23 protein-coding genes are annotated in these 23,247 nt (G+C 66.0%); 20 read left to right on the top strand and 3 right to left on the bottom strand.

Annotation, left to right across the window (positions count from 1 at the left end; genetic code table 11):
• Positions 1-122 precede the first annotated feature (122 nt).
• The 4 genes from sepF to WDA27_01475 all read left to right on the top strand — a co-directional run bounded on the left by sepF (position 123) and on the right by WDA27_01475 (position 2,146).
• Positions 123-608, top strand: a complete 486-nt coding sequence (gene sepF, locus WDA27_01490) for a cell division protein SepF (protein ID MFA5889619.1) — start codon at positions 123-125, stop codon at positions 606-608.
• Between the two features lie 35 nt (positions 609-643).
• Entirely contained in the window at positions 644-895 is a 252-nt protein-coding gene (locus WDA27_01485; GenBank protein ID MFA5889618.1) for a YggT family protein, read from the top strand.
• 18 nt (positions 896-913) lie between these two features.
• Positions 914-1,342 carry a DivIVA domain-containing protein gene (locus WDA27_01480; GenBank protein ID MFA5889617.1) on the top strand — a complete coding sequence of 143 codons (429 nt, stop codon included), beginning with the start codon at positions 914-916 and terminating at the stop codon, positions 1,340-1,342.
• 84 nt (positions 1,343-1,426) lie between these two features.
• On the top strand, positions 1,427-2,146 hold the full coding sequence (locus tag WDA27_01475; protein ID MFA5889616.1) for a hypothetical protein: 720 nt from the start codon (positions 1,427-1,429) through the stop codon (positions 2,144-2,146).
• Positions 2,147-2,250: 104 nt separating this feature from the next.
• Here the strand turns inward: WDA27_01475 and WDA27_01470 are convergent, their stop codons facing one another.
• The 3 genes from WDA27_01470 to WDA27_01460 form a co-directional block, all read right to left on the bottom strand.
• A complete protein-coding gene (locus WDA27_01470; protein MFA5889615.1) occupies positions 2,251-3,255 on the bottom strand; it encodes a DUF933 domain-containing protein in 1,005 nt (334 codons plus the stop codon).
• A complete protein-coding gene (ileS, locus tag WDA27_01465; GenBank protein MFA5889614.1) occupies positions 3,252-6,374 on the bottom strand; it encodes an isoleucine--tRNA ligase in 3,123 nt (1,040 codons plus the stop codon). The genes WDA27_01470 and ileS overlap by 4 nt, the downstream gene beginning before the upstream one ends.
• Positions 6,375-6,550: 176 nt before the next feature.
• Entirely contained in the window at positions 6,551-7,252 is a 702-nt protein-coding gene (locus WDA27_01460; GenBank protein MFA5889613.1) for a hypothetical protein, read from the bottom strand.
• A 1-nt stretch (position 7,253) separates the two neighbouring features.
• Here WDA27_01460 and WDA27_01455 point away from each other — a divergent pair, with 1 nt between their 5' ends.
• The 16 genes from WDA27_01455 (at position 7,254) to trpE (ending at position 23,195) form a co-directional block, all read left to right on the top strand.
• Complete coding sequence (locus WDA27_01455; protein ID MFA5889612.1) at positions 7,254-7,595, top strand: TraR/DksA C4-type zinc finger protein; 342 nt, start codon at positions 7,254-7,256, stop codon at positions 7,593-7,595.
• 71 nt (positions 7,596-7,666) lie between these two features.
• Positions 7,667-8,695, top strand: coding sequence for a type II secretion system protein (locus tag WDA27_01450; GenBank protein ID MFA5889611.1), 1,029 nt, complete (start codon positions 7,667-7,669; stop codon positions 8,693-8,695).
• Positions 8,688-9,212, top strand: a complete 525-nt coding sequence (locus WDA27_01445) for a hypothetical protein (protein ID MFA5889610.1) — start codon at positions 8,688-8,690, stop codon at positions 9,210-9,212. Before WDA27_01450 ends, WDA27_01445 begins: the two co-directional genes overlap by 8 nt.
• Positions 9,205-10,458: a hypothetical protein gene (locus WDA27_01440; protein MFA5889609.1), complete on the top strand. Its 1,254-nt coding sequence runs from the start codon at positions 9,205-9,207 to the stop codon at positions 10,456-10,458. Before WDA27_01445 ends, WDA27_01440 begins: the two co-directional genes overlap by 8 nt.
• A gap of 42 nt (positions 10,459-10,500) precedes the next feature.
• On the top strand, positions 10,501-11,007 hold the full coding sequence (gene lspA, locus WDA27_01435) for a signal peptidase II (protein MFA5889608.1): 507 nt from the start codon (positions 10,501-10,503) through the stop codon (positions 11,005-11,007).
• The gene (locus WDA27_01430) at positions 10,994-11,905 is read left to right on the top strand and encodes an RluA family pseudouridine synthase (GenBank protein MFA5889607.1); all 912 of its coding nucleotides are present in this window, start codon (positions 10,994-10,996) and stop codon (positions 11,903-11,905) included. Before lspA ends, WDA27_01430 begins: the two co-directional genes overlap by 14 nt.
• Before the next feature lie 154 nt (positions 11,906-12,059).
• Positions 12,060-15,560, top strand: a complete 3,501-nt coding sequence (gene dnaE, locus WDA27_01425; protein ID MFA5889606.1) for a DNA polymerase III subunit alpha — start codon at positions 12,060-12,062, stop codon at positions 15,558-15,560.
• A 20-nt stretch (positions 15,561-15,580) separates the two neighbouring features.
• Positions 15,581-16,102 (top strand): hypothetical protein, encoded by a 522-nt coding sequence (locus WDA27_01420; GenBank protein ID MFA5889605.1) that lies wholly within the window; start codon positions 15,581-15,583, stop codon positions 16,100-16,102.
• A gap of 63 nt (positions 16,103-16,165) precedes the next feature.
• Positions 16,166-17,461, top strand: a complete 1,296-nt coding sequence (hisD, locus tag WDA27_01415; protein ID MFA5889604.1) for a histidinol dehydrogenase — start codon at positions 16,166-16,168, stop codon at positions 17,459-17,461.
• A complete protein-coding gene (gene hisC, locus WDA27_01410; GenBank protein ID MFA5889603.1) occupies positions 17,458-18,525 on the top strand; it encodes a histidinol-phosphate transaminase in 1,068 nt (355 codons plus the stop codon). Before hisD ends, hisC begins: the two co-directional genes overlap by 4 nt.
• Positions 18,515-19,165 (top strand): imidazoleglycerol-phosphate dehydratase HisB, encoded by a 651-nt coding sequence (gene hisB, locus WDA27_01405; protein ID MFA5889602.1) that lies wholly within the window; start codon positions 18,515-18,517, stop codon positions 19,163-19,165. Before hisC ends, hisB begins: the two co-directional genes overlap by 11 nt.
• The gene (hisH, locus tag WDA27_01400) at positions 19,162-19,764 is read left to right on the top strand and encodes an imidazole glycerol phosphate synthase subunit HisH (GenBank protein MFA5889601.1); all 603 of its coding nucleotides are present in this window, start codon (positions 19,162-19,164) and stop codon (positions 19,762-19,764) included. The genes hisB and hisH overlap by 4 nt, the downstream gene beginning before the upstream one ends.
• Entirely contained in the window at positions 19,761-20,471 is a 711-nt protein-coding gene (hisA, locus tag WDA27_01395; protein MFA5889600.1) for a 1-(5-phosphoribosyl)-5-[(5-phosphoribosylamino)methylideneamino]imidazole-4-carboxamide isomerase, read from the top strand. Before hisH ends, hisA begins: the two co-directional genes overlap by 4 nt.
• 2 nt (positions 20,472-20,473) lie before the next feature.
• Positions 20,474-21,229, top strand: coding sequence for an imidazole glycerol phosphate synthase subunit HisF (gene hisF, locus WDA27_01390; protein MFA5889599.1), 756 nt, complete (start codon positions 20,474-20,476; stop codon positions 21,227-21,229).
• Positions 21,230-21,340: 111 nt separating this feature from the next.
• Positions 21,341-21,661 (top strand): phosphoribosyl-AMP cyclohydrolase, encoded by a 321-nt coding sequence (gene hisI / locus WDA27_01385; GenBank protein ID MFA5889598.1) that lies wholly within the window; start codon positions 21,341-21,343, stop codon positions 21,659-21,661.
• Between the two features lie 52 nt (positions 21,662-21,713).
• Complete coding sequence (gene trpE / locus WDA27_01380) at positions 21,714-23,195, top strand: anthranilate synthase component I (GenBank protein MFA5889597.1); 1,482 nt, start codon at positions 21,714-21,716, stop codon at positions 23,193-23,195.
• Positions 23,196-23,247 lie beyond the last annotated feature (52 nt).

The raw sequence follows: 23,247 nt of genomic DNA, 5'->3' as shown, positions 1-23,247 counted from the left end.
GGAGGGGTGGAGCCCGGGAGTCCGGGCTCGCGCCGACCGGGGACATCCGGTCCTCACGGCGTCGGCGGCCGATGTGCCATACCCTTATGGTGCTCGTCCGCGGCGAGCGGGAGGCGACAACGATGCGGGAACTCTGGAAGAAGACGTTGGTATCTCTGGGCCTCATGGACGACGAGGGCGACTTCGACGAGCAGTACGTCGAGGAAGAGCCTCCTCGCCGCGAGGGGGCGCAGATGGTGCGCACCATACGGCGCGACGAGCGCGTCGATACCGACCGGCATCCGGCCGGTCGCGGAGTTGTGCGCTCGATTCCCACTAGTGCGCCGCGCCAGGTGCACGTGGTCGAGCCTCGAATTTTTGACGACGCGCAGGATTTCGCCGATCACTACAAGGGTGGTGTACCGGTGATCATCAACTTGCGCATGACGGAACAGAAGCACGCTCCGAAGATCCTGCAGTTCGCCTCAGGACTGGTCTACGGGTTGAACGGCCGCATGCAGAAGGTGGGAGAGCAGGTCTACCTTCTTACTCCGTTCAACATGGAGGTCTCGGCGGACGAGAAGCGCCGGCTGGCCGAACACGGCTTGTTCGGCATGGGCGAGTTCTAGCAGGAGTCGTCATCGAGATCCTTGCGGTTTCTTCAGTGCGAGGCTTGATCTGCCTCTTGCTCGCCCTGTACGGCTACGTGTTGCTGGCTCGCGTGCTGCTGTCGTGGTTCCCGCATTTACCCGACGGTCTTCGTCCGGTGGTGGAGTTGATCTATGCGGTGACCGAGCCTGTGATTCGTGTCGCGCGCCCGCTAATCCCCCCGGTGCGAATCGGTGCGGTCGCGCTGGATCTTTCAATCTTGGTAGTGTTCTTCGTGCTGCAGTTGGTGCAGACCGCGATCTGCTAGTGCCGGCGGAGGAATCTGGTGCCGCTTACCCATCAAGACATCGTTCACAAGGAATTTCGCGAAGCGCTGCGTGGCTACAACCGTGCGGACGTGGACCTGTTCCTCGACGAGATCGTCGAGGAGTTCTCGCGGTTGACAGAAGAGAACCAGAAAATGAAGGTGCGTCTTGCTGCCGTGCAGCAGGAGGCGGCTCGTTTGCGGGAGGGTCGCGGGCCGGTTGCGGAGGAACTTGCCGAGGACCCGGAGCGAAACGAGGCGGAGATTCGTCGGCGGTTACGCCGCTATTTCGAAGAGCAGATCCGTCTGCTGGATGCGGAGCCGCCCCCTGTGAGCGCCACGGTCGAGCGCATGCGGCGCGACGTTCCTCCGCCGCCTTCGGATCCCTCTCCTCCCGCGTCCGGACCGGAGCGGCCGGGATCCCGTGAGCCGTTCTGGGCCGGCGAGTAACGAGTGCGTGGTTATGCAGCCCGCTAGGGGAGCGAGTAAACTCCGCCCCCGTCGCCCGTTTGTGGGGGAAGGAGTGCATCTTTCGTGATTGTCGCCAGCGCAATCCTGCTGCTCGTGGCCGTAGTCACGCTTGTCATCGGCATCTTCGGTAACGGGTTGCAGATGATCACGGTTTCTATTGTTTCAAGCGTTCTCGCGGGCATCGCGCTTACGGTCGGCCTGTTGCAGGGTCGGAAGAAAGTTGTCCCGAGCGTGGCCGGAATTCCGGTGGGGACCGACGGGGTGCCCGAGGAGCCGCAGATGCGTGAAGCCTCGTTGTTCCGAGGTTCGGCGTCGCCGGTCAGAGGCTCTGATGCCCCCTCCGCGCCGCTCGCGCCGCTGGAGATCGGAGGCCGACCGACGGGAGCCACCTCGTTGGAGCGGCTGGTCACCCCGGCGTCGGCCGGCCGACCCTTGGAGATCGGTACGTCGTCCGGTGCGAGGTCCGCAGCAGGCGGAGCGCTGAAGATTCCCGCCGCAAAGCCGAAGGCGACGCGCACGCCCGCGACCCGTGCGACAGGGTCGTCGAAGGCCGTGGCGGCCAAGCCGATTGCGAAGCCTCGGGCCGTGGCGGCCAAGCCCGCTTCGAAGCCCAAGGCTGCTGCGAAGACGGCGCCCAAGGCTGCCGCGAAGACGGTTGCGCCCGCAGCGGAGAAGACCCCGAAGACCGCGGCGCCGAAGGCGACCAAGGCACCGGCTAAGCCGAAGGCTCCGACGCGCAAGCCCGCGGCGAAGAAGACGCCGCCTCCCGACGACCTCGGCTAAGTCGCGAGCGGAAGACTCCCAGCGGGCTTACGGCTGGGTCCGGAACTTCTCGCTGAGGGTTTCGAGTTTCCGTTCTTGGACCGCGGAGTCATGGGGCCACGAAGCTAGACGGCGAAGCGGAACTCGACGACGTCTCCTTCGCGCATGACGTAGTGCTTGCCTTCCTGGCGCACCAGGCCCTTGGCGCGCGCCGCTTGCCACGACCCCGCTTCAACCAATGCGTCGTAGGTGATCACCTCGGCACGGATAAATCCGCGCTGGATGTCGGAGTGGATCGCGCCGGCGGCTTCGGGCGCGGTTGCGTCTCGCGGCACTTCCCATGCGCGCGACTCGGTTTCCCCCGCAGTCAGGAAGGTCAGCAGGCGAAGATCTTCGAAGACGGCGCGGATGATGCGCGGGAGACCGCGCTCGGTGAGTCCGAAGCCCTCAAGGAGTTCGCGCGCTTCTGCGTCGTCCATGCCTGCGACTTCCGATTCCAGAGCACCGGCGACGGCGATCATGCCTGCGGGAACGTCCACCGTTGGGTCGTCCACGTTGGCGACTGCTACGACGGGCTTCATCGTGAGAAGGGACATCCCCTGGAACGCCGCCAGTTCGGCCTCGTCCCAGTCCGCGTCGCGCAGCGGCGTTCCGGCTTCGAGGAGGCCGCGCGCGCGCTCGAGCGCGACGACGGCGCGTTTGGCGTCGGCGTCGCGAGCAGCCTTCGCGTCGCGTTGAACCTTGGCCGACACCGACTCCAAGTCGGCGTAGATCAACTCGAGGCCGAGGTCGGCGAGGTCGGCGGCCGGATCGGCATCGGGGCCGAATCCGCGCACGACCAGTAGCAGAGCGTCGGCCGCGCGCAGATGTCCGAGCAGCTCTGCAGACAGCGCGCCCCCCGCGCCGCGTGAGCCCTTTCGCACCATCCCGCTCGTCTCGACGAAGCGCAGCGAGGTGTAGACGGCCTTGCGTGAGTTGTGCAGTTCGACCAAGCGGTCGACGCGTGGGTCGGGTACGGGGACCACGGCCTGGTTCGAGCGGCCGGGAGCCGCGCCGGGCAGTGACGTGAGGGCGGTGAAGATGGTGGAGCTTCCCGCGCCGGGCAGGCCAACGATTCCGACGTTCTTCATGCGCGCTCGATCGTGAGTGCGTCGCTCTCGGACACTGAAACCGCCAGGGTCTCGGAGCGGATCCATTCGCCGTGTGCGTTGAGCACGTCGGCATCCGACGCCGGGACCGTGACGGTGATGCGATCGGTGAGTTCCAGTCCGGTTTCCTTTCGGAGGTCTTGGATGCTTCGGATCAAGTCCCGCGCGCGCCCTTCGAGCGCCAGTTCCGGCGTGATCTCGGTGTCGAGCGCGACGGCGAAGCCGTCGCGCTCGGTGACGGCGAAGCCGTCGCGCGCGCGCGTACGCACCTCGAACTCGCCCATATCCAGCGTCCACTCGCCGACGATCACTCGAACGTCCTCACGGCGGAAGTCGCCGGCGCGAAGCATCTGCTGGATGCGTCCTGCGTCGCTTCCGTACTTGGGGCCGAGGATCTTGAAGTTCGGGATCACCTCGACGAGAGCGAAGTCCTCTGCCGACGTAGCGATGCGCACTTCCTTCACGCTGAGTTCGGACTTCACCAGATCGATGTGGGCTTGGATGCTCGCGCGCGCGCCGGCGTCCTCGGTCGCCACGATCACCGCGCCGAGCGGCTGGCGGATCTTGATGTTGGCTTGTGAGCGTGCGGCTCGACCCAACTCGACCACTATCCGAACGACATCCATCTGTGCTGCCAGCGCATCGTCGGCGAGCCTTGAGACCGGTGTGGGGTAGCCGGCCAGGTGGACACTCTGAGCGGCGCCGGGTGTGGATTCGGCGACGAGGTTGCTCCAGACGTGGTCGGTGATAAACGGCATGATCGGCGCCATGCAGCGCGTGAGTTGCGCAAGGCAATACCACAGAGTTTCGTACGCAACCGTCTTGTCGATGTCGTCGCGCGACTTCCAGAAGCGGCTGCGCGACAGGCGGACGTACCAGTTGGAAAGGTCTTCGAAGTAGCTCTCGACGAGTCGCACAACGCGCGGCGAGTCGAAGTCGTCCAATGCTGAACGGCAGTCTGCGACAAGTCGTTGTGTGGTTGCCAGGATCCAGCGGTCGAGCGGGCGCGCCGTCGCGAGATCCGGGCCGTCGTCCAGCAGTCCCGCGCGTGGAGAGAAGCCGTCGATGCGCGCATAGGTGATGAAGAAGGCGTAGGTGTTCCAGTATGTGAGGAGCCTGCGCTTGACCTCGTTCGCCGGTCCGTAGCCGAAGTTCAGGTTCTGCGCCGGCATCTGAGCTGCGTAGATCCAGCGCATGATGTCGGCGCCCATGGTCTCGACTGCTTCGTCGAACCAGATCGCGTTGCCCCAGGACTTGTGCATGGGTCGGCCGGTTTCGTCGTTGACCTTTTCGTAGGTAAGTACGCGCTTGTACGGCGAGCGCCCGTCGAGGGTCACGCTCATGAACAGCATCGAGTAGAACCACAGGCGGATCTGTTCGCGCATCTCGCAGACCCATTCGGTTGGGAACCACTTCTCCCAGTACGCGTGGTCGGGGAGCGGCGCAGTCGTGACGCCTTCTCCTGCGCCCTCGGCATAGCCGCGCTCGATCCACTCGCCGTTTCCCCAGCCCATGGTGGAGAACGGGATGATGCCTGCGTCCAGCCAGCAGTCGCCGACGTCGGTTGTGCGCGTCGCTTCTTTGCCGCAGGTCTCGCAAGCCACGACGACGCCGTCGATCCACGGACGGTGGAGTTCTTCCAGGTCTTCGGTCCCGCGAACGGCGCGCGCGAGCAGGTCCTGCTTGGACTCGACGATCGTCATGTGCGCGTCTTCGCAGAAGAAGAAAGGCAGGGGGAGCCCCCAGTAGCGTTTGCGACTGATGCACCAGTCGCCCATGTTGCGCAGCCAGTCCTCCATGCGTTTGCCGTACTGCGGTGGTTGCCACTCAACGGTGCGCGCGGCCTCGATCATCGGCTCGCGGATTTCATCGGAAGAGATGAACCACTCGTCCACCAGGCGATAAATCAGTTCTGTGCCGCAGCGCCAGCACACGGGGTAGCGGTGGGTGAGGGTTCCGGCGTCCACCAGGCGCGCGCGTTCGCCGAGATCCTCGACCACTCGCAGCGCGACGTCTGAAGCATGTTGACCGTGCAGCCACCCATACTCGGGGTAGAAGGCCCCGGACTCGTCCACGGGAACCAGCGTCGCGAGGCCTTCGCGCTTGCCGAGTTCGAAGTCTTCCGCGCCGCAACCGGGGGCGATGTGCACGATCCCGGTGCCTTCCTCCATCGAAACGTCGGTCCAGGCGACCACCCGCCAGTCGACGCCTTCGGTCGCGGGCAGACCTTCGAAAGGGCCGTGGTAACGCAGGCCCACCAAGTCGGCTCCGCGCACCGTTTCCAGGACCTTGCCCTGGATCGGAATCTCGCCCAGGCGTTTGGCCGCCACGATCGCGATTCCGGCGAGGGTCTCGACGCGCGCGTACTCCTCATCGGGGTTTACGGCGGCCGCGACGTTCGCGGGCAGCGTCCAAGGAGTTGTCGTCCACACGACTAGGTACTCGTGCGCGCGGTCCTTGAGCGGCAGGCGCACGAACAGCGATGGGTGGGTGATGTCGTTGTAGGAGTCGATCAACTCGTGCTGCGACAAGGAGGTGCCGCAGCGAGGGCACCAGGGCATCGATCTGTGACCCACGTAGAGCCACCCGCGCCTCTGGCATTCCTTCAAGAAGGTCCAGATGTAGCTGACGTTGGCGTCCGTCATGGTGAAGTACGAGTTCGGCCAGTCCATCCACTGGCCCAGTCGCCGCGACTGCTCGGTCTGGACTCCTGCGAACTTGGCCACTCGGTCGCGACAGGCGCGCGCGAAGCGGTCGAGTCCGTACTCCTCGATCTCGGGCTTGGAGTTGAGCCCAAGCGACTTCTCGACCTCGACTTCCACCCACAGGCCCTGGCAGTCGAACCCATTTTGATAGCGTTGGTCCTGCCCGAGCATGGCGTGGTACCGCTGCCAGATGTCTTTGAGGGTCCGACCCCAGGCGTGGTGGACGCCCATCGGGTTGTTCGCCGTGATGGGTCCGTCGATGAAGGACCAGGGAGGCCCTTCGGCGTTCTGTTTGCGCAAGGCTTCGAACGTTCGTTCGCGGTCCCAGCGCTCCAGAACGTCGTGCTCGATCGCGATGTGGTCGGGTTGCTTGTCGACGGACCGGAATGCTGTCATTGTCCTCTCAGGTCGAACGGCGAGGCCCCATACTACCCTTGTGCGGGTGGTGGATCGCGATATCGGCGTGCGGTGTTTCGGCTTCGGCCGCCGCCTGTGACCTGCGGAAACACGCGTGCGGCTGGGATTTCGCGCCGGACGGTGGTTTGTTGACTGGCTATACCGCCGATGCTACCCTACGGCACCTTGCCGGCCGGTCCGGCACCGTGACCGTCGCGCCAAAGGAGCCCCGTGGCTCGCGCCTCCAATAAGACAGCCCCGTCACCCCGTGCCTCGGGGAAGTCGGCGAAGAAGAAGACTGCGCCTGCAGCCAAGCCGGGCAAGGCAAGCAAGCCGGCGTCACGTGCTTCGGTGGTGGTGAAGCGCGCCACTGCGGCGGTCAAGAAGGCCGCCACAAGAAAGACTGCGCCCGGGCGCACCGCCTCGAAGAAGGCTGTGACCTCGAAGAAGCAGGCCACCGGCGTCGGCAAGAGCGCGAAGACCACCAAGCCCGCCGCGACCAAGGTGTCGACGAGTTCGAGTGTCGCGAAGAAGACTGCGTCGTCGAAACTTCCCCGGGCGGCGAAGATCGCGAAGGCAAAGAAGGTGGTCCCGAAGGTGGCCCCGAAGTCAAAGGCGGCCCCGAAGGCAGCCCCGAAGTCAAAGGTGGCCCCGAAGTCAAAGGTGGCCCCGAAGGCGGCCCCGGCCCTCAAGTTGGCAAAGGCCGAGAAGCCGGCCGCCGCGCCGGCACCATCGAAGACGACTGCTAAGGCTCCTGCACCTGCCGCGCCCGCACTCGCCGAGGCCGCGCCTGTGAAGAGCCCGGCGCCTGTGGCGCCGCCGGCACCGAAGAAGCCCAGCAAGCCGGAGCTGACCCCGAAGGAGATCGCCGCCCTCAAGGTGTCGCTTGAGCTGCAGCGGGAGGACTTCGCGCGCCAGGCTGCCGATCTCGACGAAGGTGCTTTCAACATCTCGCAGTCGGAGATGTCGGGAGAGGTTTCCTTCGACGAGGAGTACGCCGACGCCGGCAGTTTCACTTTCGAGCGGGAGAAGGAACTGTCGATCGGCTACAACATCCGTGACCTCGTGGATAAGTCCACTCACGCGCTCGCCGCGATCGCTCGCGGAACGTACGGCCTGTGCGAGAGATGCGGGGATCCGATTCCCAAGGCTCGTCTCCTGGCCCTGCCGTACTCGACGCTGTGTCTTCGCTGCAAACAGCAAGAAGAACGCACGCGGTAGCCAGCCGACTCTCGGCAATTAGTTCAGATCGTTCCTAAAGGCCGCGCTTCGGGCGTCCGAGACTTGGGGCAATGGAGACCAAAGCCCCAGGCCGGGGTCGGCCGCTCCAACCCGGTGAGCATGGATTCACCCTTGTAGAGCTGATTATCGCGGCCGGCCTGGCGTCCCTTTTGATCGGTGCGATTTCGCATGCCTTGGGAGCGGCGCAGACGGGGAACCGCTATGCGCGCTCCCTGGTCAAGGCGAACGCGGCGGCCCGCGGGACCATCGAGACGATGCGAGGGCTTGGCTGGGCGAATCTGGCGCATCCGGCGGGGTCTTTGGCGGGGGATCCGCTGATCGTCGGCGGCAGGTACGACCCCGATGGGCGCGGCCCACTCGCACCGGAGGCGGTCGTCTACGACGCCGAAGGCGCGGTGACGCCGCCTGTGACCACACGGCGTTATGACGGGGTTGACTACTTGGTGCACGCGTACGTCACCGACGCCGGTGGGGCGATCCGGCGCCTGAGCGTCTTGGTCGCCTGGGTCGAGACCGGGGTCCCACACGTGAGTTCACTGAGCACGCTGGTGCATCCGGTGACCGAGGACATCGGCGCGGCGGCGGCCGTCTTGCTGGGGCGAGTTGGTGGTGTGGCGGTTCGCGAGGCGTACGTTGAGGCGGAGTCCTCCGGCGGGTCGGGCTCCACGGGCTTCGCTTCTTTCCAGCCGGCGCAGGGGCTCGCCGGGGCGACCGGGAGCGCTGCTGCCGGCGTGGTCGCGGGGCCCGTCGCTCACTCCGAGGCCTCAATGTCTTCGCTGTCTGTGAACCTCGTCGGACTGTCGGTTCAGGCTGCCGGGGTCCGGGTGCAGGCCGATTCGTCGCGCGCCGGTATGAGCGTGAGCGCGGTTGGTTCGGTCACGGTCAACGGGGTGTTGCGGGTCAATCCGTCGCCGGGTACCGAGATCCGTATCCCAGGATGGCGCATTGTTCTGAACGATCAGCGCAGAGAGATCGACGGCTCACTCAGCGTGACCTACATCCGCATCGAAGGCGACCTCGGCGACGAGGTGTCCGCGGCGTGGGCGTGGGTGTGGCCGGCGGAGTTCCTCAGTGCGTAGGGTGCGTGAACTGCTGGGTGCCCAGGCCGGGGCGAGCGTCGCCGAGGCGGTCGTGGCCGGCGCGATCTTCCTGGTGGTGCTGACGCCCATTCTCTCCAGCATGACTACCGCGGAGCGATCCGAGAAGCTTTCGACGAACCTCTCGCGCGCGGTGGACGACGCGCGCTCAGCCCTGGACGGCTTGGCAAAGGAAGTGCGATCCGCCGACGCGCTCCGGCAAGGCGGCGGTGCCGGAGAGGCGCTGGCTTGGTACGACGTGAATCACGATGCTGTGCAGCAGTCGAGCGAAATCGTCACTTACGCTGTCGTCCGGCGAGGGTCGGGGTGGGTGCTGACGCGCGCTTGGCAGGCGGCCACACGGGTGCTCGTGACCGGAGTTCAGCCGTCCTCGACGCTGCGAGTCACAGCGGCAAACCAAGGGGTCGTGATGCGCCTGTCCTTGTGGGTGGATGTGAGTCCCCACTCGGCCCCTGGGGCTACTTTGGTGGAGACGGAGGTGCTTGCGCGCAATGCGTAGGCTTTCGGAAGAGCGCGGCGTGGCAATGATTACCGTTGTGCTGGCCAGTGCCGTGATGTCGCTCGCGGCGGCGACGGCGCTCACGAGCGCGAGCGGGTCGCTGCGCCAAAGCGCTCAGCGGCGGGGATGGGAACAGGCCGTTCACCTGGCCGAGTCCGGCGCTTCGCGCGCGCTGGGCCTGGTCGCGGCCGATAACACCTACAACACCGGCATCGCTGCGGGGCAGACCATGGACCGTCCTTGGGTCCTGGCCGCCGCAGTGTCGGCGCCGCTGGAGCGCGCGCGCGAAGGGGAGTTCTCGTGGGTGGTTCCCGCGAGTGGCGGCGTGGGATTCGGCGTCGGGTACGTACCGACGCGCGCGGCGCCTCGTTCGACGCGGGTGGTTCGCGTCGACTTCCGGATCGTCCGGGCATCGGGGCCGCGTGCGCTGCTGACGCAGGGGGCGCTCTCGCTGTCGGGCACCTCTGCGGTGACCGGGCTCGGGGGAAGTGTTCACTCCAACGGTGACTTGATAGTCGGCGGAAACGCGGTCGTGGAGCGAGACGCGACGGCCTCCGCTTCTTTCCAGCGCAACGGCAATCCGACCATCGGCGGGGTAACCGGGGGTGGCTTCCCCACAGTCCCGGTCCCCGCCGTGTCGGCTGTCGCGTTCCGGAGCATGACCGATTACGACCTGTGCCCCGACGCGACGGTGCGGGTGACGGCGGCCGTCGCGTGCGCCGGGGTCGTCGCTGGGACGGGGCTGGCCAGGGGGTGGAACGGGTGGAGGTATGCCGGCGCGCGCTGGATCGTCACCAGCGACGAGGTTGGTGACGGGGGGTTCTACGTCTACCGGTCCGACGTCGCGATCTCGGGCAACATCGGGTCGGTCTCGAATCCGTGGCGCGCGACCATCGTTGTCGAGGGGCTGAAGGCCGGGTCCAACCTAATCAACGGCGACCTCGCCATCAGTTCCAACGTCGTCTTGCGGGCGTGGAAGCAGGGTGTGGCCATCGTTGCCGAGCGCGACGTGCGCCTGACCGGGGGCACGACCCGGGAAGTGCAAGGGATGATCCTGGCCGGCGAGCAAGTGGATATCCCTGGGTCCGGAACGATCATCGGCTCGGTCGTCGCCGCGGGCACCTCGAGCACGCTGGGGTCGCCGGTGTCGGCGAACTCGGTTACGGGATCGGTCGTCATCAGGGCGGAGTTTGGGGCTCCGTCGGTGCAGGGTGGCGTGACCCCGCTGCGCTGGGGTGAGCTGTAGCCGGGTGCACCGGCGCTCCGGGGCCGCTAGCCTGCTTGCGACGTGCGAACCTCCACAAAGCCGGGCCGCCGGAATCGAGCTCCCGTTGCCCTACTGGGCATCGCGGCGGCTTGTCTTGCCGCCGATCAGGTCACCAAGGTCGTCGCGGTCGCGGAATTGACGCCCGGGCTCCCGCGTCCGGCGATCGACGGAATCCTGTACTGGACCCTGCAGCGCAACCCGGGCGCGGCGTTCAGCCTGTTTACGCACTTCCCCGTCGCGTTCACAGTGATCGCGACGGGGATAGCGGTGGTCATCCTGCGGATGACTCCTCGGGTACGCGACTGGGGAACTGCGGTTTCACTCGGCCTGGTCTTGGGCGGCGCGCTGGGCAATCTCGCCGATCGCGTCGTGCGCGCGCCGGGGCTGTTTCGAGGCCATGTCGTGGACTTCATCGATTTCGTCGTCTGGCCGGTCTTTAACCTGGCCGACGTCGCGGTTGTCGTCGGGGGGCTGCTTCTGGCCGTCACCACGTGGAAGCGCGGGGGCATGCACGATGCCGCTGCTTGAGTTCGTCGTGTCACCGCAGGACGGCGAGCGACGCCTGGACGCGGTCGTCGCCGAACAGGCCGGGATCTCTAGGACCGTGGCCGCGCGCCTGGTCGCCTCCGGCGGGGCGACCGTGGACGGCGAGCCGCTGGCGAAGTCGGCGCGCGTGTGGGCGGGTGCGAACGTGCGGGTCGAGCTTCCCGAGCCGGACGCCGGGCCGCAGCCTGAGGAGATCCCAATCCACGCCGTGTTCGAGGATGAGTGGTTGATCGTCTTGTCCAAACCTGCGGGGTTGGTCGTGCACCCGGCGCCGGGGCACCCGTCGGGGACGCTGGTGAACGCTCTGCTGGCGCGCGCCGGAGCCCGGCCGATGGGAGGAGACGCGAACCGACCGGGGATCGTCCACCGTCTTGACGCAGGCACGAGCGGACTGATGATCGTTGCCAAAGACGCCGGGGCTCACGCGCGCCTCGTCGAGCAGATGTCGGCGCGCCAAGTGACCCGTGTCTACCTTGCGCTGGTCGAGGGCCTCCCGGACACCGAGACCGCGACTATTGACGCTCCGGTGGGAAGGTCCCCGCGCGAGCGCACCAAGATGGGGGTCGTGGCCGGAGGGCGTCCGGCGGTCACGCGCTTCCGGGTCGTCGAGAGGCATGCAGGCACGGCTTTGCTCGAAGTGCGGCCCGAGACCGGACGTACCCATCAGATCCGCGTGCACTTGTCGGCGGCCGGATACCCGGTTGTGGGGGACCCAACCTATGGCGGCACGAAGGCCCTGGCCGCGCGCCTCGGGCTGGACCGGCCGTTCCTGCACGCTGCGCACCTGGAGTTCGATCATCCGGTCACCGGCGCGCGCCTGGTCCTGGAAGACGAACTGCCGGCAGAGCTTGCGGCGGCACTTGCGCGCGCGCGCGAGTAGCCTGGACCAATGCCGCGGTTCCTGGACTTGTTGAAGCGCCCGCGGAGCGACGACCTGAGCGAGGGGTTGGCGCGTCCGAGGCCGGCGGCTAGAATGACATCTCTGTGATTCGAGCCGGCTCGTCTTCCCCGCCGGCGGTTGGGCACCCATCGGCGTGACGGACAACTTCGTACATCTCCATACGCACACCGAGTACTCGATGCTCGATGGGGCGAGCCGTATCGACGACTTATTCGCCGAGGCCGCCCGCATGGGTATGCCCGCGCTTGCCGTCACCGACCACGGGGTGATGTACGGCGCCGTGGACTTCTACAGCACTGGGCGCAAGTACGGAGTAAAGCCGATCATCGGTTCGGAGTTGTACGTTGCCACCCGCTCGCGGCACGAGAAGTCGTCTCGCGAGAAGGACTCCAACCACCACATGACCGCGGTGGCCCAAAACGAGCAGGGGTACCGCAACCTGATGAAGCTCGTGTCGCTCGGGCACCTCGAGGGCTATTACTACAAGCCCCGCGTCGACAAGGAGTTGCTTGCCGCGCACGCTGAGGGGATCATCGCGACGTCGGGGTGTCTCGCGGGCGAAGTGGGGCAACTCCTGCTGCAAGGACAGGTCGAACAGGCCGCGAACGTGGTCGGCGAGTACCGGGAGATCTTCGGACCGGACAACTTCTTTGTGGAATTGCAGGACCACGGAATCGCCGACCAGCGCACGATCTTCCGGGACTTGATCGATGTCGCGCGCAGGACCGGGGCACCGCTGTTGGCAACCAACGACTTGCACTATGTGCGCCGCGAGGACAGCGTCGTGCATGACGTGCTGCTGTGCGTGCAGACGGGTGCGACCATCAACGAGCCCGGCCGTTTCAAGTTCGACGGCGAGGAGTTCTATCTCAAGACACCGGAGGAGATGCGGGGTTTGTTCTCCGACTTCCCGGAGGCCTGCGACAACACGCTCGCGATCGCAGAGCGCTGCAACGTGGAGCTGGAGTTCGGGGTATACCGGTTGCCGCAGTTCGTCCCACCGACCGGCGAGGACGTCGTCGAGTACTTGCGGCGATCTACGTTTGAGGGAGCGGCACGTCGGTACGGCGACCCCCTTTCGCAGGACGTGATCGATCGAGTCACTTATGAACTCGGCGTCATCCAGTCGATGGGCTTCGCCGAGTACTTCTTGATCGTGGCCGACCTCATCGACTTCGCGAAGACCAACGGAGTTCGCGTCGGACCCGGGCGCGGGAGCGCGGCAGGGTCGATTGTGTCTTACTGCCTGGGAATCGTCGAAGTGGATCCGATGCGTTGGGGCCTGATCTTCGAGCGGTTCTTGAATCCCGGCCGCAAAGAGATGCCCGATATCGACATGGACTTCGACGATCGGCGCCGTGGCGACGTCATCCGCTACGTCACGGATAAGTACGGCGACGATCGCGTCGCTCAGATCGTGACCTTCTCGACGATCAAGGGTAAGCAGGGGATCCGAGACGCGGCGCGCGTGTTGGGGATGCCTTATGCGGTAGGCGATCGCCTCGCGCGGATGTACCCACCGTCGATCCTTGGTAAGGACCCGCCGCTTGCAGCGTGCTTCGAGTCGAAGTTCGAATGGCCTGAGGGCGCGGGTCGCAACGAGGCGTACCCGAACGCGACCGATCTGCGTCAGGCATACGGAAGCGACGAGGATTCGAAACGCGTGCTGGACATCGCGCGCGGTCTTGAGGGGTTGCGGCGTCAGGCGGGTGTGCATGCTGCGGGTGTGGTGATCGGCGATCGGCCGCTGACCGAGTATGTGCCGGTGTCTCGCAACGAGCAGATCGGCGGCATCGTCACCCAGTACGAGATGAATGCCGTGGCGCGCCTCGGACTGTTGAAGATGGACTTCCTGGGGCTGCGCAATCTGACGGTCATTACCGACACGCTCGAGCACGTGCGACGCTGCGGCGTCGATGTGGACATCGACGCAATCCCGCTCGACGATCCCCTGACCTACGCGCTGCTGACTCGGGGTGACACCGTTGGTGTCTTCCAACTCGGAGAGCCCGGGATGCGCGAGTTGGTCAAGCGATTGCAGCCGGACTGCTTCGAGGACGTCATGGCGCTGGTGGCGCTATACCGTCCCGGTCCGCTCGGGGCGAAGATGCACCTGGAGTACGCGAACCGAAAGCACGGATTGTCCAAGGTCGAGTATCCGCACGCCGACCTGGAACCGATCCTCAAAGACACCTATGGGATCATCCTGTACCAGGAGCAGGTGATCCGGATCGCCTCGGATATCGCCGGTTTCTCGGCCGCTGAGGCCGAGAGTTTCCGAAAGGCGATCGGCAAGAAGATCGTCGACGTGATGCAGGCGCAGCGCGAGAAGTTCTTGCAGGGGAGCGCGGCGCGCGGCTACGAGAGCGGACTCGCCAACCGGTTGTGGGAGATGATCGACCACTTCTCCGGCTACGGCTTTAACAAGAGTCACTCGTGCTGCTACGGGCTGATCTCGTATCAGACCGGCTACCTCAAGGCGCACTACCCGGTTGAGTACCTTGCCGCGCTGTTGACGAGCGTGAAGGACAAGGTCGAACGCAGCGCGCCGTATCTTGCCGAATGTCGGGCGATGGGCATCACGGTTGAACCTCCGGATGTCAACGTGAGCGACTCCGACTTCACTCCGACCCGTGAGGGGACGATCCGATTCGGCTTGTCCGCCGTCCGCAACGTCGGAGAGAACGTGGTGGCGCGAGTCCTGACCGCAAGGCGCGAGAAGGGTGATTTCACAGGCTACGCCGACTTCTGCAGCAAAGTAGATCCGGTCTGCTTGAACCGGCGCGTCATCGAGTCCCTGGCGAAGGCGGGCGCGTTCGACTCGCTGGGCGTGGATCGTGCAGCCCTGCTTCAGCGTGACCCCGACAAGGGCGTCGTGCTGTCGGAAGCCGCGACGCTGGTGGCCGACCACGCAGTCGCCAAGGCCAAAGCCGAAGATCAGGGTCAGTTCAGTCTCTTTGCTTCTAAGCCCGAGGCCTTCGACGACGTCGATCCCTCGCCGGGTCCGGAGATTCCGAAGAACATCCTGCTGGCCGCCGAGAAGGAGATGCTCGGCGTCTACGTGTCGGACCACCCGTTGTTGGCCGTCGAGGCGGCGCTGCGCGGCGCTACCGACCACAGGGTCTGCGACGTGGCGACGATGAGCGATCAGGATGCGGTGTCGGTCGGCGGGCTGGTCACGCGATTGCAGAAGCGATTCACTCGCAAGGGTGATCCGATGGCAGTGTTCTGGCTCGAAGATCTCGAAGGGGCGGTCGAGGTTGTGGTCTTCCCGAGTGCGTACGCTGCGGCCCAGGTGTCGCTCGTGCCGGACGCGATCGTGTGTGCCAAGGGCAGGATTGACATGCGTGAGGACACTGCCAAGATCGTCGCGCACGACGTGCGGCCGCTGAATGTGGACGCCGCAACGGAGCCGCTGGTGCTCACCATGCCGAGCGAGGCTTGCACCGAGACGTTCGTCGGGCGGCTCAAAGGCGTACTGGAATCGCACCCCGGGCTGAGTCCGGTTCACTTGAGACTGAAGTCGGCGACGGGGGCAAAGACTCTGCGCTTGCCGCAGCAGTTCGCCGTGGAACGCCGCAATGAGTTGTACGCTGAGTTGAAGGTCCTGCTCGGACCGCGTGGTCTGGGTTAGGTATTAGGGAGCGGGGGGCAATGGACGACTCGCTGGCATCAAGGGCAAGCCGCATTACGCCGCAGGAATGGCGCGTTATCGCGCTCTCGATCGAGGGAGTCTCTCCTGGCTCGGCGTGTGAGGCGCTCGGGATCGCCCTTGGGACGCTGGAGAGCCACAAACAGGCGATCCGCCGCAAGCTCGGCATCCCCAAGGGGGAGCGTTTCGAGGCGTTTGTTCGTGCGCATTTCGCCGAGGGCGTGCAGATCCCGGAAAAGAGGGAGCGGCGTGAGGTCCCCAAGGAGACCGCTGATCGCCGCGTCCGGTGGCTGTTGCGGATCACGCTGGACGAGCTTGCCGAGGTCGGGATGTCGGCGGGTTTGCGCGGGCAGTTACTGGCTCAGACCGTCGACAGAATGAGTGGGGGTGACATCGACGAGGCGCGCAGCGAGGTGGAGGAACTCGCCAGGATCGGCGCCGAACTCGTCGATTTGCACGACCGGGCAATCACTCGGATCCGCGCACGCGGCGCCGATGTCTCGTCGCTCGAGCGCAAGCCCTGACCCTGTCGGCGCCACGGAAACCGAGCGTTCGGGCGCGCGCGCTCGGCTAGGATACGTGGCCGCATGCTGACCCGAGTAGATCTTCGAGGGCGCGCGGACGACCCGTCCGCGTATCTTCCGCGCGCCGCGTTGGACCGCGAGGCCGCGCGCGCCGTGGTCCGTGAGATCGTGGCCGGCGTGCGTGCAGGCGGCGATGCGGCTGCGCTGGCGTTCCAGGAGCGTTTCGGCGTCAGGCCGGCGTCCGTGCGTGTGCCGGCCGAGCGCATTCAATCCGCGCTGGAGGAATGCGATCCGGAGCTGCGCGAAGCCATCGAGTCGGCCGCCGCGCGCATCCGCGCCTACCACGAGCGCCAGGCAGCCGAGGAGCGCACGCCCTTCTGGCGCATCGGTGCCGAGGGCGCCTGGGTCGGGGAGGAGTCACGTCCGGTCGAGCGCGCCGGTTGCTACGTGCCCGGAGGTCGCGCCGCCTATCCCTCGACGGTGCTGATGACGGCGCTGCCGGCCCGCATCGCGGGGGTGCGAAGCATTGCGGTGTGCGTGCCGCCGGCGCCGGGGGGCGAGGTTCACCCGGCGACGCTTGTCGCGTGCGCGGTGGCGAAGGTTGACGAGGTGTATGCGCTTGGCGGGGCACAAGCGGTGGCCGCAATGGCTTACGGCACCGAGTCGATCGCGCGCGCGGACGTCATTGTTGGTCCGGGGAACTTGTGGGTGACTCTCGCCAAGCACGAGGTGTGCATGGATGTGGGTGTGGATTCCTTCGCGGGGCCGACCGAGGTCGCGATCGTGGCCGACGATTCCGCGTCGGCCGTGTTTGTTGCGGCCGACCTGGTTGCACAGGCGGAGCACGATCCGCTCGCAACCGCGATTCTCATCACCGATTGCGAGTCGCTGGCCGACGCGGTGGACGATGCTCTGAAGGGCGAGTGCGCGCGGGCCTCGCGGCGTGATGACGTCGAAGCCGCATTGCGCGGGCAAGGTCGCGCGCTCATCGTGGAGGACATCGCGCGCGCGATGGAGGTCGCCAACGCGTTCGCGCCCGAGCACCTGGAGTTGATCGTGCGCGACGCCGAGTCGTGGCTGCCTTCGGTCCGCGACGCAGGCGCGGTCTTCGTCGGTGCTTACACTCCGGTCGCGCTCGGGGACTACGTTGCCGGCACCAATCACGTGCTGCCCACCGCCGGAAGCGCGCGTTTCGCGTCGCCGCTTCGAGTGTCGAACTTCGTCAAGTCAACCGCGGTCGTCTTGTTCGATCGAGCCGGACTCGACGATGTCGCGCCGGCGCTGCTTGCGATTGCCCGGGCCGAGGGGCTCGATGCGCACGCGCGCGCTCTGAGTGTGCGGTTGGAGGACGGGGCGTGACCCGGCCCTTCGAGATCCGCGAGGACCTTCGGGGGATTCCGCCGTACCGCGCGCCGCAGATCGATGCGCCGATTCGTCTGAACACCAACGAATCTCCGTGGCCTCCGCCGGAGGCGTTCGCGAAGGAACTCGGTGAACGTGCAGTCGCGCTGGCGCTACATCGCTATCCCGACCGGGAGGTCCGCACGCTTCGCGCCGGACTCGGCGAGCGTCACGGATGGCCGGCCGAGGGTGTGTGGGTGGCCAACGGATCAAACGAGGTCATCCAAACGCTCGTGCTTGCCTTCGGCGGACCCGGGCGCCCGGTGTTGCTGTTCGAACCGACCTACGCGATGCATTCGCATATCGCCATCGTCACAGGCACGCCCATCGTTGCCCGCGAAGTGCCCGAGCCGTGGGTTCTCGACGCACAGACGGTGGCCTGGGGGGTGTCGTTTGACCCGCCCGCAATCACGTTCATCTGCTCGCCGAACAACCCGACGGGCAACGCGCATCCGCTGTCGGTCGTCGAGGCCGCGTTGGACTCGGGGCCGGGTCTGGTGGTGGTCGACGAGGCGTATGGGGACTTCGCCGGAGACAGCGCCGCCGCGTTGCTGCCCAAGCACGAGCGCTTGGTCGTTGTTCGGTCCTTTTCGAAGTCCTGGCGCTTGGCCGGCGCGCGCATCGGATACATGCTGGCGCACCCATGGCTGGTTGAGGCCATCCAAGTCGTGCGGCTTCCATACCACGTGTCGGCGCTAACCCAAGCTGCGGGCGAAGCTGCGTTGCACCACCAGCAAGTGATCCTTCGCGGCGTTGCCGACATTGTGTCGGAGCGAGATCGTCTTGCTCAAGAGATGGCTCGCGTTCCCGGGGTTGAGGTGTTCCCGTCGGCGGCGAACTTCTTGCTGTTTCGGACGCAGTGGGACGGGACCAAGATCTGGCGCGCGCTTGCGGAGTCCGGAGTGCTCGTGCGGGATTTCTCCGGGATGATCCCGCGCGCCCTTCGGGTCACGGTGGGGACGGAGGATCAGAACGCGACCTTCGTCGAGAACTTGAGGAGTGTGCTTTCGGATGCCGACTGAGAAGCGTCCTCGCGCATCGCGCGCGAAGGTGGCGAAAGGGTCGCAGATCTCCAATCGCGGGGAGCGCTCGGTGCGCGTTGTGCGCGCGACGAAGGAAAGCCGGGTCGAAGTGAGTCTGAGCCTGGACGGTGTCGGCAAGTCCAAGGCGAAGACGGGGATTCCGTTCTTCGATCACATGCTGGAGCAACTCGGCAAGCACGCCGGGTTCGACTTCGAGGTGCGCGCCAAGGGCGATCTGGAGGTCGACGCGCATCACACCGTCGAGGACACCGGCATCGCGATCGGTGAAGCGGTTGCGGCGGCGCTGGGAGACAAGGTCGGCATCTCGCGTTTCGGCAGCGCCGTCGTTCCGTTGGACGAGGCGCTGGTTCAGGTCGTGGTCGACTTGTCGGCACGTCCGTTCCTGGTGCACGACGTGGATGCCAAGGCCAAGTTGATCGGGACGTACGACACGCGCCTGACCGAGGAGTTCGTTCGGGCGGTCGCGCAGTCCGCCGGTGCGACGATTCACGTGCGCATGCTGGCGGGCAGGAACCCACACCACATCGTGGAGGCGGAGTTCAAGGCGTTGGCGCGCGCGCTTGGTGAAGCCTGCCGTGTCGTGGGTGGCGGCCTGCCGAGCACCAAGGGACGCCTGTGACTCCGAGCATCACCGTCCTTGATTTCGGGATGGGCAACTTGCGGTCGGTAGCGAAGGCGCTCGAGCGCACGGGCGCCCGGGTGCGGGTCGAGGAGACGCCGAGCGCGAACACCGATGCGCTTGTGGTTCCCGGTCAAGGGGCATTCGGCTCCTGCGTCGCGAACCTGGGCTCGCGCATCGACGTGATCCGTGAATGGATCGCGGCCGAGCGTCCGTACCTCGGAATCTGCCTGGGTCTGCAACTGCTTTTCGAGCGATCCCAAGAGTCGGAGTTGCCGGGAGCGGGAGTGCTCGCGGGGGAAGTCGTGCGTCTTCCCGGTGCCGTCAAGATCCCTCACATCGGCTGGAATCAGGTGGATCCGCTCGCGTCGAGTCGTTTGTTCGCCGGCGTCGATCCGGGGACGTACTTCTATTTCGTCCACTCTTATTATCCGGTGCCGGCCGATGCCGCCGTGTCGGCTGCGACGACGGAGTACGGTTTGAAGTTCACCTGCGCCGCGGAACGCGGCGCAATGGTTGCGACGCAGTTCCACCCCGAGAAGAGCGGCGACGCCGGTCGGTTGGTGTTGGAGAACTTCGTGAGGATGTGTAGCCGATGATCTTGTTGCCTGCCGTCGATCTCCGCGACGGTCGTTGCGTGCGCCTTGTTCAGGGCGATTTCGCGAAGGAGACCGTCTACGACGACGACCCCGTTGCGGTCGCCAAGCGGTACGAAGCCCAGGGCGGGGATTGGCTTCACATCGTCGACCTTGATGCCGCGCTCGACGGCGTTCCAAAGAACCGCGAGGTCATTGCTCAAGTGATCGGCGCGCTGTCTATTCCGGTGCAGTGCTCGGGCGGGATCCGCTCCTTGGACGCGATCGAGTGGGCCGTGAGCGCAGGCGCGGCGCGTGTTGTGCTCGGCACTCAAGCACTTCGCGACCCGTCCTTCGTCGAGGAGGCGGTCGCGCGCCACGGCGATGTGGTCGCCGTAGGACTGGACGTGCGCGGTGAGCGTTTGCAGGCGCGCGGTTGGACCGAGGACGGGGGCGATCTCTACCCGACGCTGGAGAGCCTGGACGCGGCGGGGGTCGCGCGGTATGTGGTCACCGACGTCGCGCGCGACGGGATGCTCCAGGGACCGAATGTCGATTTGCTGCGCGATGTAATGGCGCGAACTGCGGCAAAGATCGTCGCCAGCGGGGGAGTGTCGTCGATCGAGGACTTGCGCGCGCTTGCGACGTCGGGAGCCGAGGCCTGCATCGTCGGCAAGGCTTTGTACGCCGGGCGATTCACGCTTCCCGAAGCGCTCGACGCGGTGTCCTAGCCGTGCTTGCGCGCCGGATCATTCCCTGTCTGGACGTCGACGCAGGCCGCGTCGTCAAGGGGATCCGCTTTGTCGATATTCGCGACGCCGGCGACCCGGTGGAGATGGCCAAGATCTACGATCGCGAAGGTGCCGACGAGCTGGTGTTCCTTGACATCACGGCGTCGTGGGAAGGCCGCGAGACGATGATCGACGTCGTGCATCGCACCGCCGAGCAGGTGTTCATCCCGTTGACGGTGGGTGGAGGAGTCCGAACGGTCGCCGACGTTCGGCACCTTCTTCGCGCGGGCGCAGACAAGGTCGCGATCAACACCGCCGCGGTGCGCAGTCCCGAGTTGCTTCGCGAGGCGACGGACGCTTTCGGATCGCAGTGCATCGTGATCGCCATCGATGCGCGCGCGCACCCCGACGGTGGGTGGGAAGTCGTGATCGAGGGCGGCCGGACGCCGGTAGGCTTAGATGCCGTCGATTGGGCACGCCGTTGCACGACGGAACTGGGGGCCGGGGAAATCCTGCTTACGAGCATGGATCGCGACGGAACCAAGGACGGCTACGACCTAGCGCTAACGCGCGCCGTATCCGACGCGGTTCCGGTTCCGGTGATCGCTTCGGGCGGGGCCGGGATTCCCGAGCATTTCGCCGAGGCGCTGGATGTCGCCGAAGCGGCGCTTGCCGCGAGCGTCTTTCACTTCGGCGAGATGCGGATTGCCGACGTCAAGGCGCACTGCCGCGCGCGCGGACTTCCCATACGGGGTTGATCGCCGTGCCGGCTGATCCGTACTGCGCTTTCGTTGGTTTCTACGACGAGTGGTCGACGAACGGCCGTTTGGGCCGGAGTCTGAAGAGATGATCTGGGTGGCGAGGAGAACATGAGCGACGACGCGAAGATGAAGTACGACGGCAACGGCTTGATCCCCGCGGTCGTGCAACAGCACGACACCGGTGAAGTGCTGATGGTTGCCTGGATGAACGAGGAGTCCCTCGCGCGCACACTCCAGACGCGCACCACGTGGTTCTGGAGCCGTTCCCGACAGGAGTTCTGGAACAAAGGGGCGACGTCGGGGAACACCCAGCGCGTGATCGACGTGCGCTACGACTGCGACGCCGACACCTTGCTCGTGCTGGTGGACGCAGCCGGTCCCGCCTGTCACACCGGCGAGCGCACCTGCTTCTACCGGTCGCTCGCGTAGGACCGCCGATCCGCATCGGCGCGGCGGCGCGCGCGCGGTATGCTTCGCCGGTATGACCCAGTATCAACCGTCCCGAGATGAGTTCCTGCGGCTTTCGCGCGAGTACACGCTCGTGCCGGTTTGGCGCGAGGTGCTCGGGGACCTGGAGACACCGGTGGGGGTGTATCGCAAACTCGGCGCCGAGCCGAACTCGTTCCTGCTGGAGTCCGTAGAGCACGGTGAGCGCTGGGGCCGGTACTCATTCATCGGGGTGCGCCCCTTCTCGGTGATGACCTCGCGAGACGGCGAGGTTACGTTCGAAGGGGCGGTGCCGTCTGCTGCGGCCGGCGCGCCCGACCCGCTGACGGCTTTGGAGCGCGCACTTAACTCCTACAGCGCGCCCCGGCTTGCCGGCTTGCCGCCGCTGCACGGCGGCGCGGTCGGCTACGTGGGTTATGACTGCGTTCGCTACATCGAGCGCTTGCCTCAGACGACGACCGACGATCTTGCGCTGCCGGAGTTGTGGTTGCTGTTCACCGGGCAACTGTTGGTGTTCGATCATTTGCGCCAGCGGATGTCGGTGATTTCCAACGTCGTAATCGGGGACGATCCCGCCGCACAGTACGACGAGGCGGTTGCGGCAGCCGAGGAACTGGTCGCCCGAATCTCGACGGCGACCGGACCGAGTCGCCTGGACGCTCCGCGCTTCGATGCGCCGGTGGACGGCTTGCGTTCGAATCAGTCTCCGCGGGACTACATGGCCAAGGTCGAGCGGGCGCAGGAGTACATCGCCACCGGCGATATCTTCCAAGTGGTTCCGTCGCAGCGGTTCGAGTGCGACACCACGGCGGATCCGTTCGACGTCTACCGCGTGCTTCGATTGATCAACCCGAGCCCGTACATGTTCTACTTGCAGTTCCCCGGCACGGCGATTGTCGGTTCGTCGCCGGAGCCGCATTTGCGTGTGTTCGGTCGCGAAGCGACGATCCGTCCGATTGCCGGGACGCGCCCGCGCGGCGCGGATGAGGCCGAGGACGCCAAACTCGCCGCCGACTTGATCGACGACGAGAAGGAGCGCGCCGAGCACGTGATGTTGGTCGATCTTGCGCGCAACGACCTTGGACGCGTGTGCGTTCCCGGCACCGTGCGCGTCGATGAGTTGATGACGATTGAGCGGTACTCGCACGTGATGCACATCGTGTCAAGCGTGCGCGGTGAGTTGGCCGAAGGTCGAACGGCATTCGACGCGTTGAAGGCTTCTTTCCCGGCGGGAACGGTGTCGGGTGCTCCGAAGATTCGCGCGATGGAGATCATCGACGAGTTGGAGCCGACGCGGCGCGGTCCTTACGCCGGCGCCGTCGGGTACTTCGACTTCTCGGGCAACGTGGACACTTGCATCGCGCTGCGTACCGGATACATGCGCGACGGCAAGGCGTACCTGCAGGCCGGAGCAGGGATCGTGGCGGATTCCGTTCCAGAGCGCGAAGAGCAAGAGACGCGAGCGAAGGCCCGAGCGTTCTTCGCCGCGGTGAAGGCCGCGGAAGGCTTGGCGTGACCCCGGCCCGGCGCCTCGCGATTGTCGGGAAGGGCGCGGCGGCAGGGGCGGC

This window comes from Actinomycetota bacterium (assembly GCA_041658565.1).
Classification (GTDB): domain Bacteria; phylum Actinomycetota; class AC-67; order AC-67; family AC-67; genus JBAZZY01.
The sequence above is the reverse complement of the archived record's forward strand: the minus strand, read 5'-3'. Positions and strand labels throughout refer to the sequence as shown.

Bases quoted from the DNA above. Each gene is read 5' to 3' on its own strand.
- sepF (MFA5889619.1), top strand. From the start codon at position 123: ATGCGGGAACTCTGGAAGAAGACGTTGGTATCTCTGGGCCTCATGGAC.
- WDA27_01470 (MFA5889615.1), bottom strand. From the start codon at position 3,255: ATGAAGAACGTCGGAATCGTTGGCCTGCCCGGCGCGGGAAGCTCCACC.
- ileS (MFA5889614.1), bottom strand. From the start codon at position 6,374: ATGACAGCATTCCGGTCCGTCGACAAGCAACCCGACCACATCGCGATC.
- WDA27_01450 (MFA5889611.1), top strand. From the start codon at position 7,667: ATGGAGACCAAAGCCCCAGGCCGGGGTCGGCCGCTCCAACCCGGTGAG.
- WDA27_01440 (MFA5889609.1), top strand. From the start codon at position 9,205: ATGCGTAGGCTTTCGGAAGAGCGCGGCGTGGCAATGATTACCGTTGTG.
- WDA27_01430 (MFA5889607.1), top strand. From the start codon at position 10,994: ATGCCGCTGCTTGAGTTCGTCGTGTCACCGCAGGACGGCGAGCGACGC.
- WDA27_01420 (MFA5889605.1), top strand. From the start codon at position 15,581: ATGGACGACTCGCTGGCATCAAGGGCAAGCCGCATTACGCCGCAGGAA.
- hisD (MFA5889604.1), top strand. From the start codon at position 16,166: ATGCTGACCCGAGTAGATCTTCGAGGGCGCGCGGACGACCCGTCCGCG.
- hisB (MFA5889602.1), top strand. From the start codon at position 18,515: ATGCCGACTGAGAAGCGTCCTCGCGCATCGCGCGCGAAGGTGGCGAAA.
- hisA (MFA5889600.1), top strand. From the start codon at position 19,761: ATGATCTTGTTGCCTGCCGTCGATCTCCGCGACGGTCGTTGCGTGCGC.
- hisI (MFA5889598.1), top strand. From the start codon at position 21,341: ATGAGCGACGACGCGAAGATGAAGTACGACGGCAACGGCTTGATCCCC.
- trpE (MFA5889597.1), top strand. From the start codon at position 21,714: ATGACCCAGTATCAACCGTCCCGAGATGAGTTCCTGCGGCTTTCGCGC.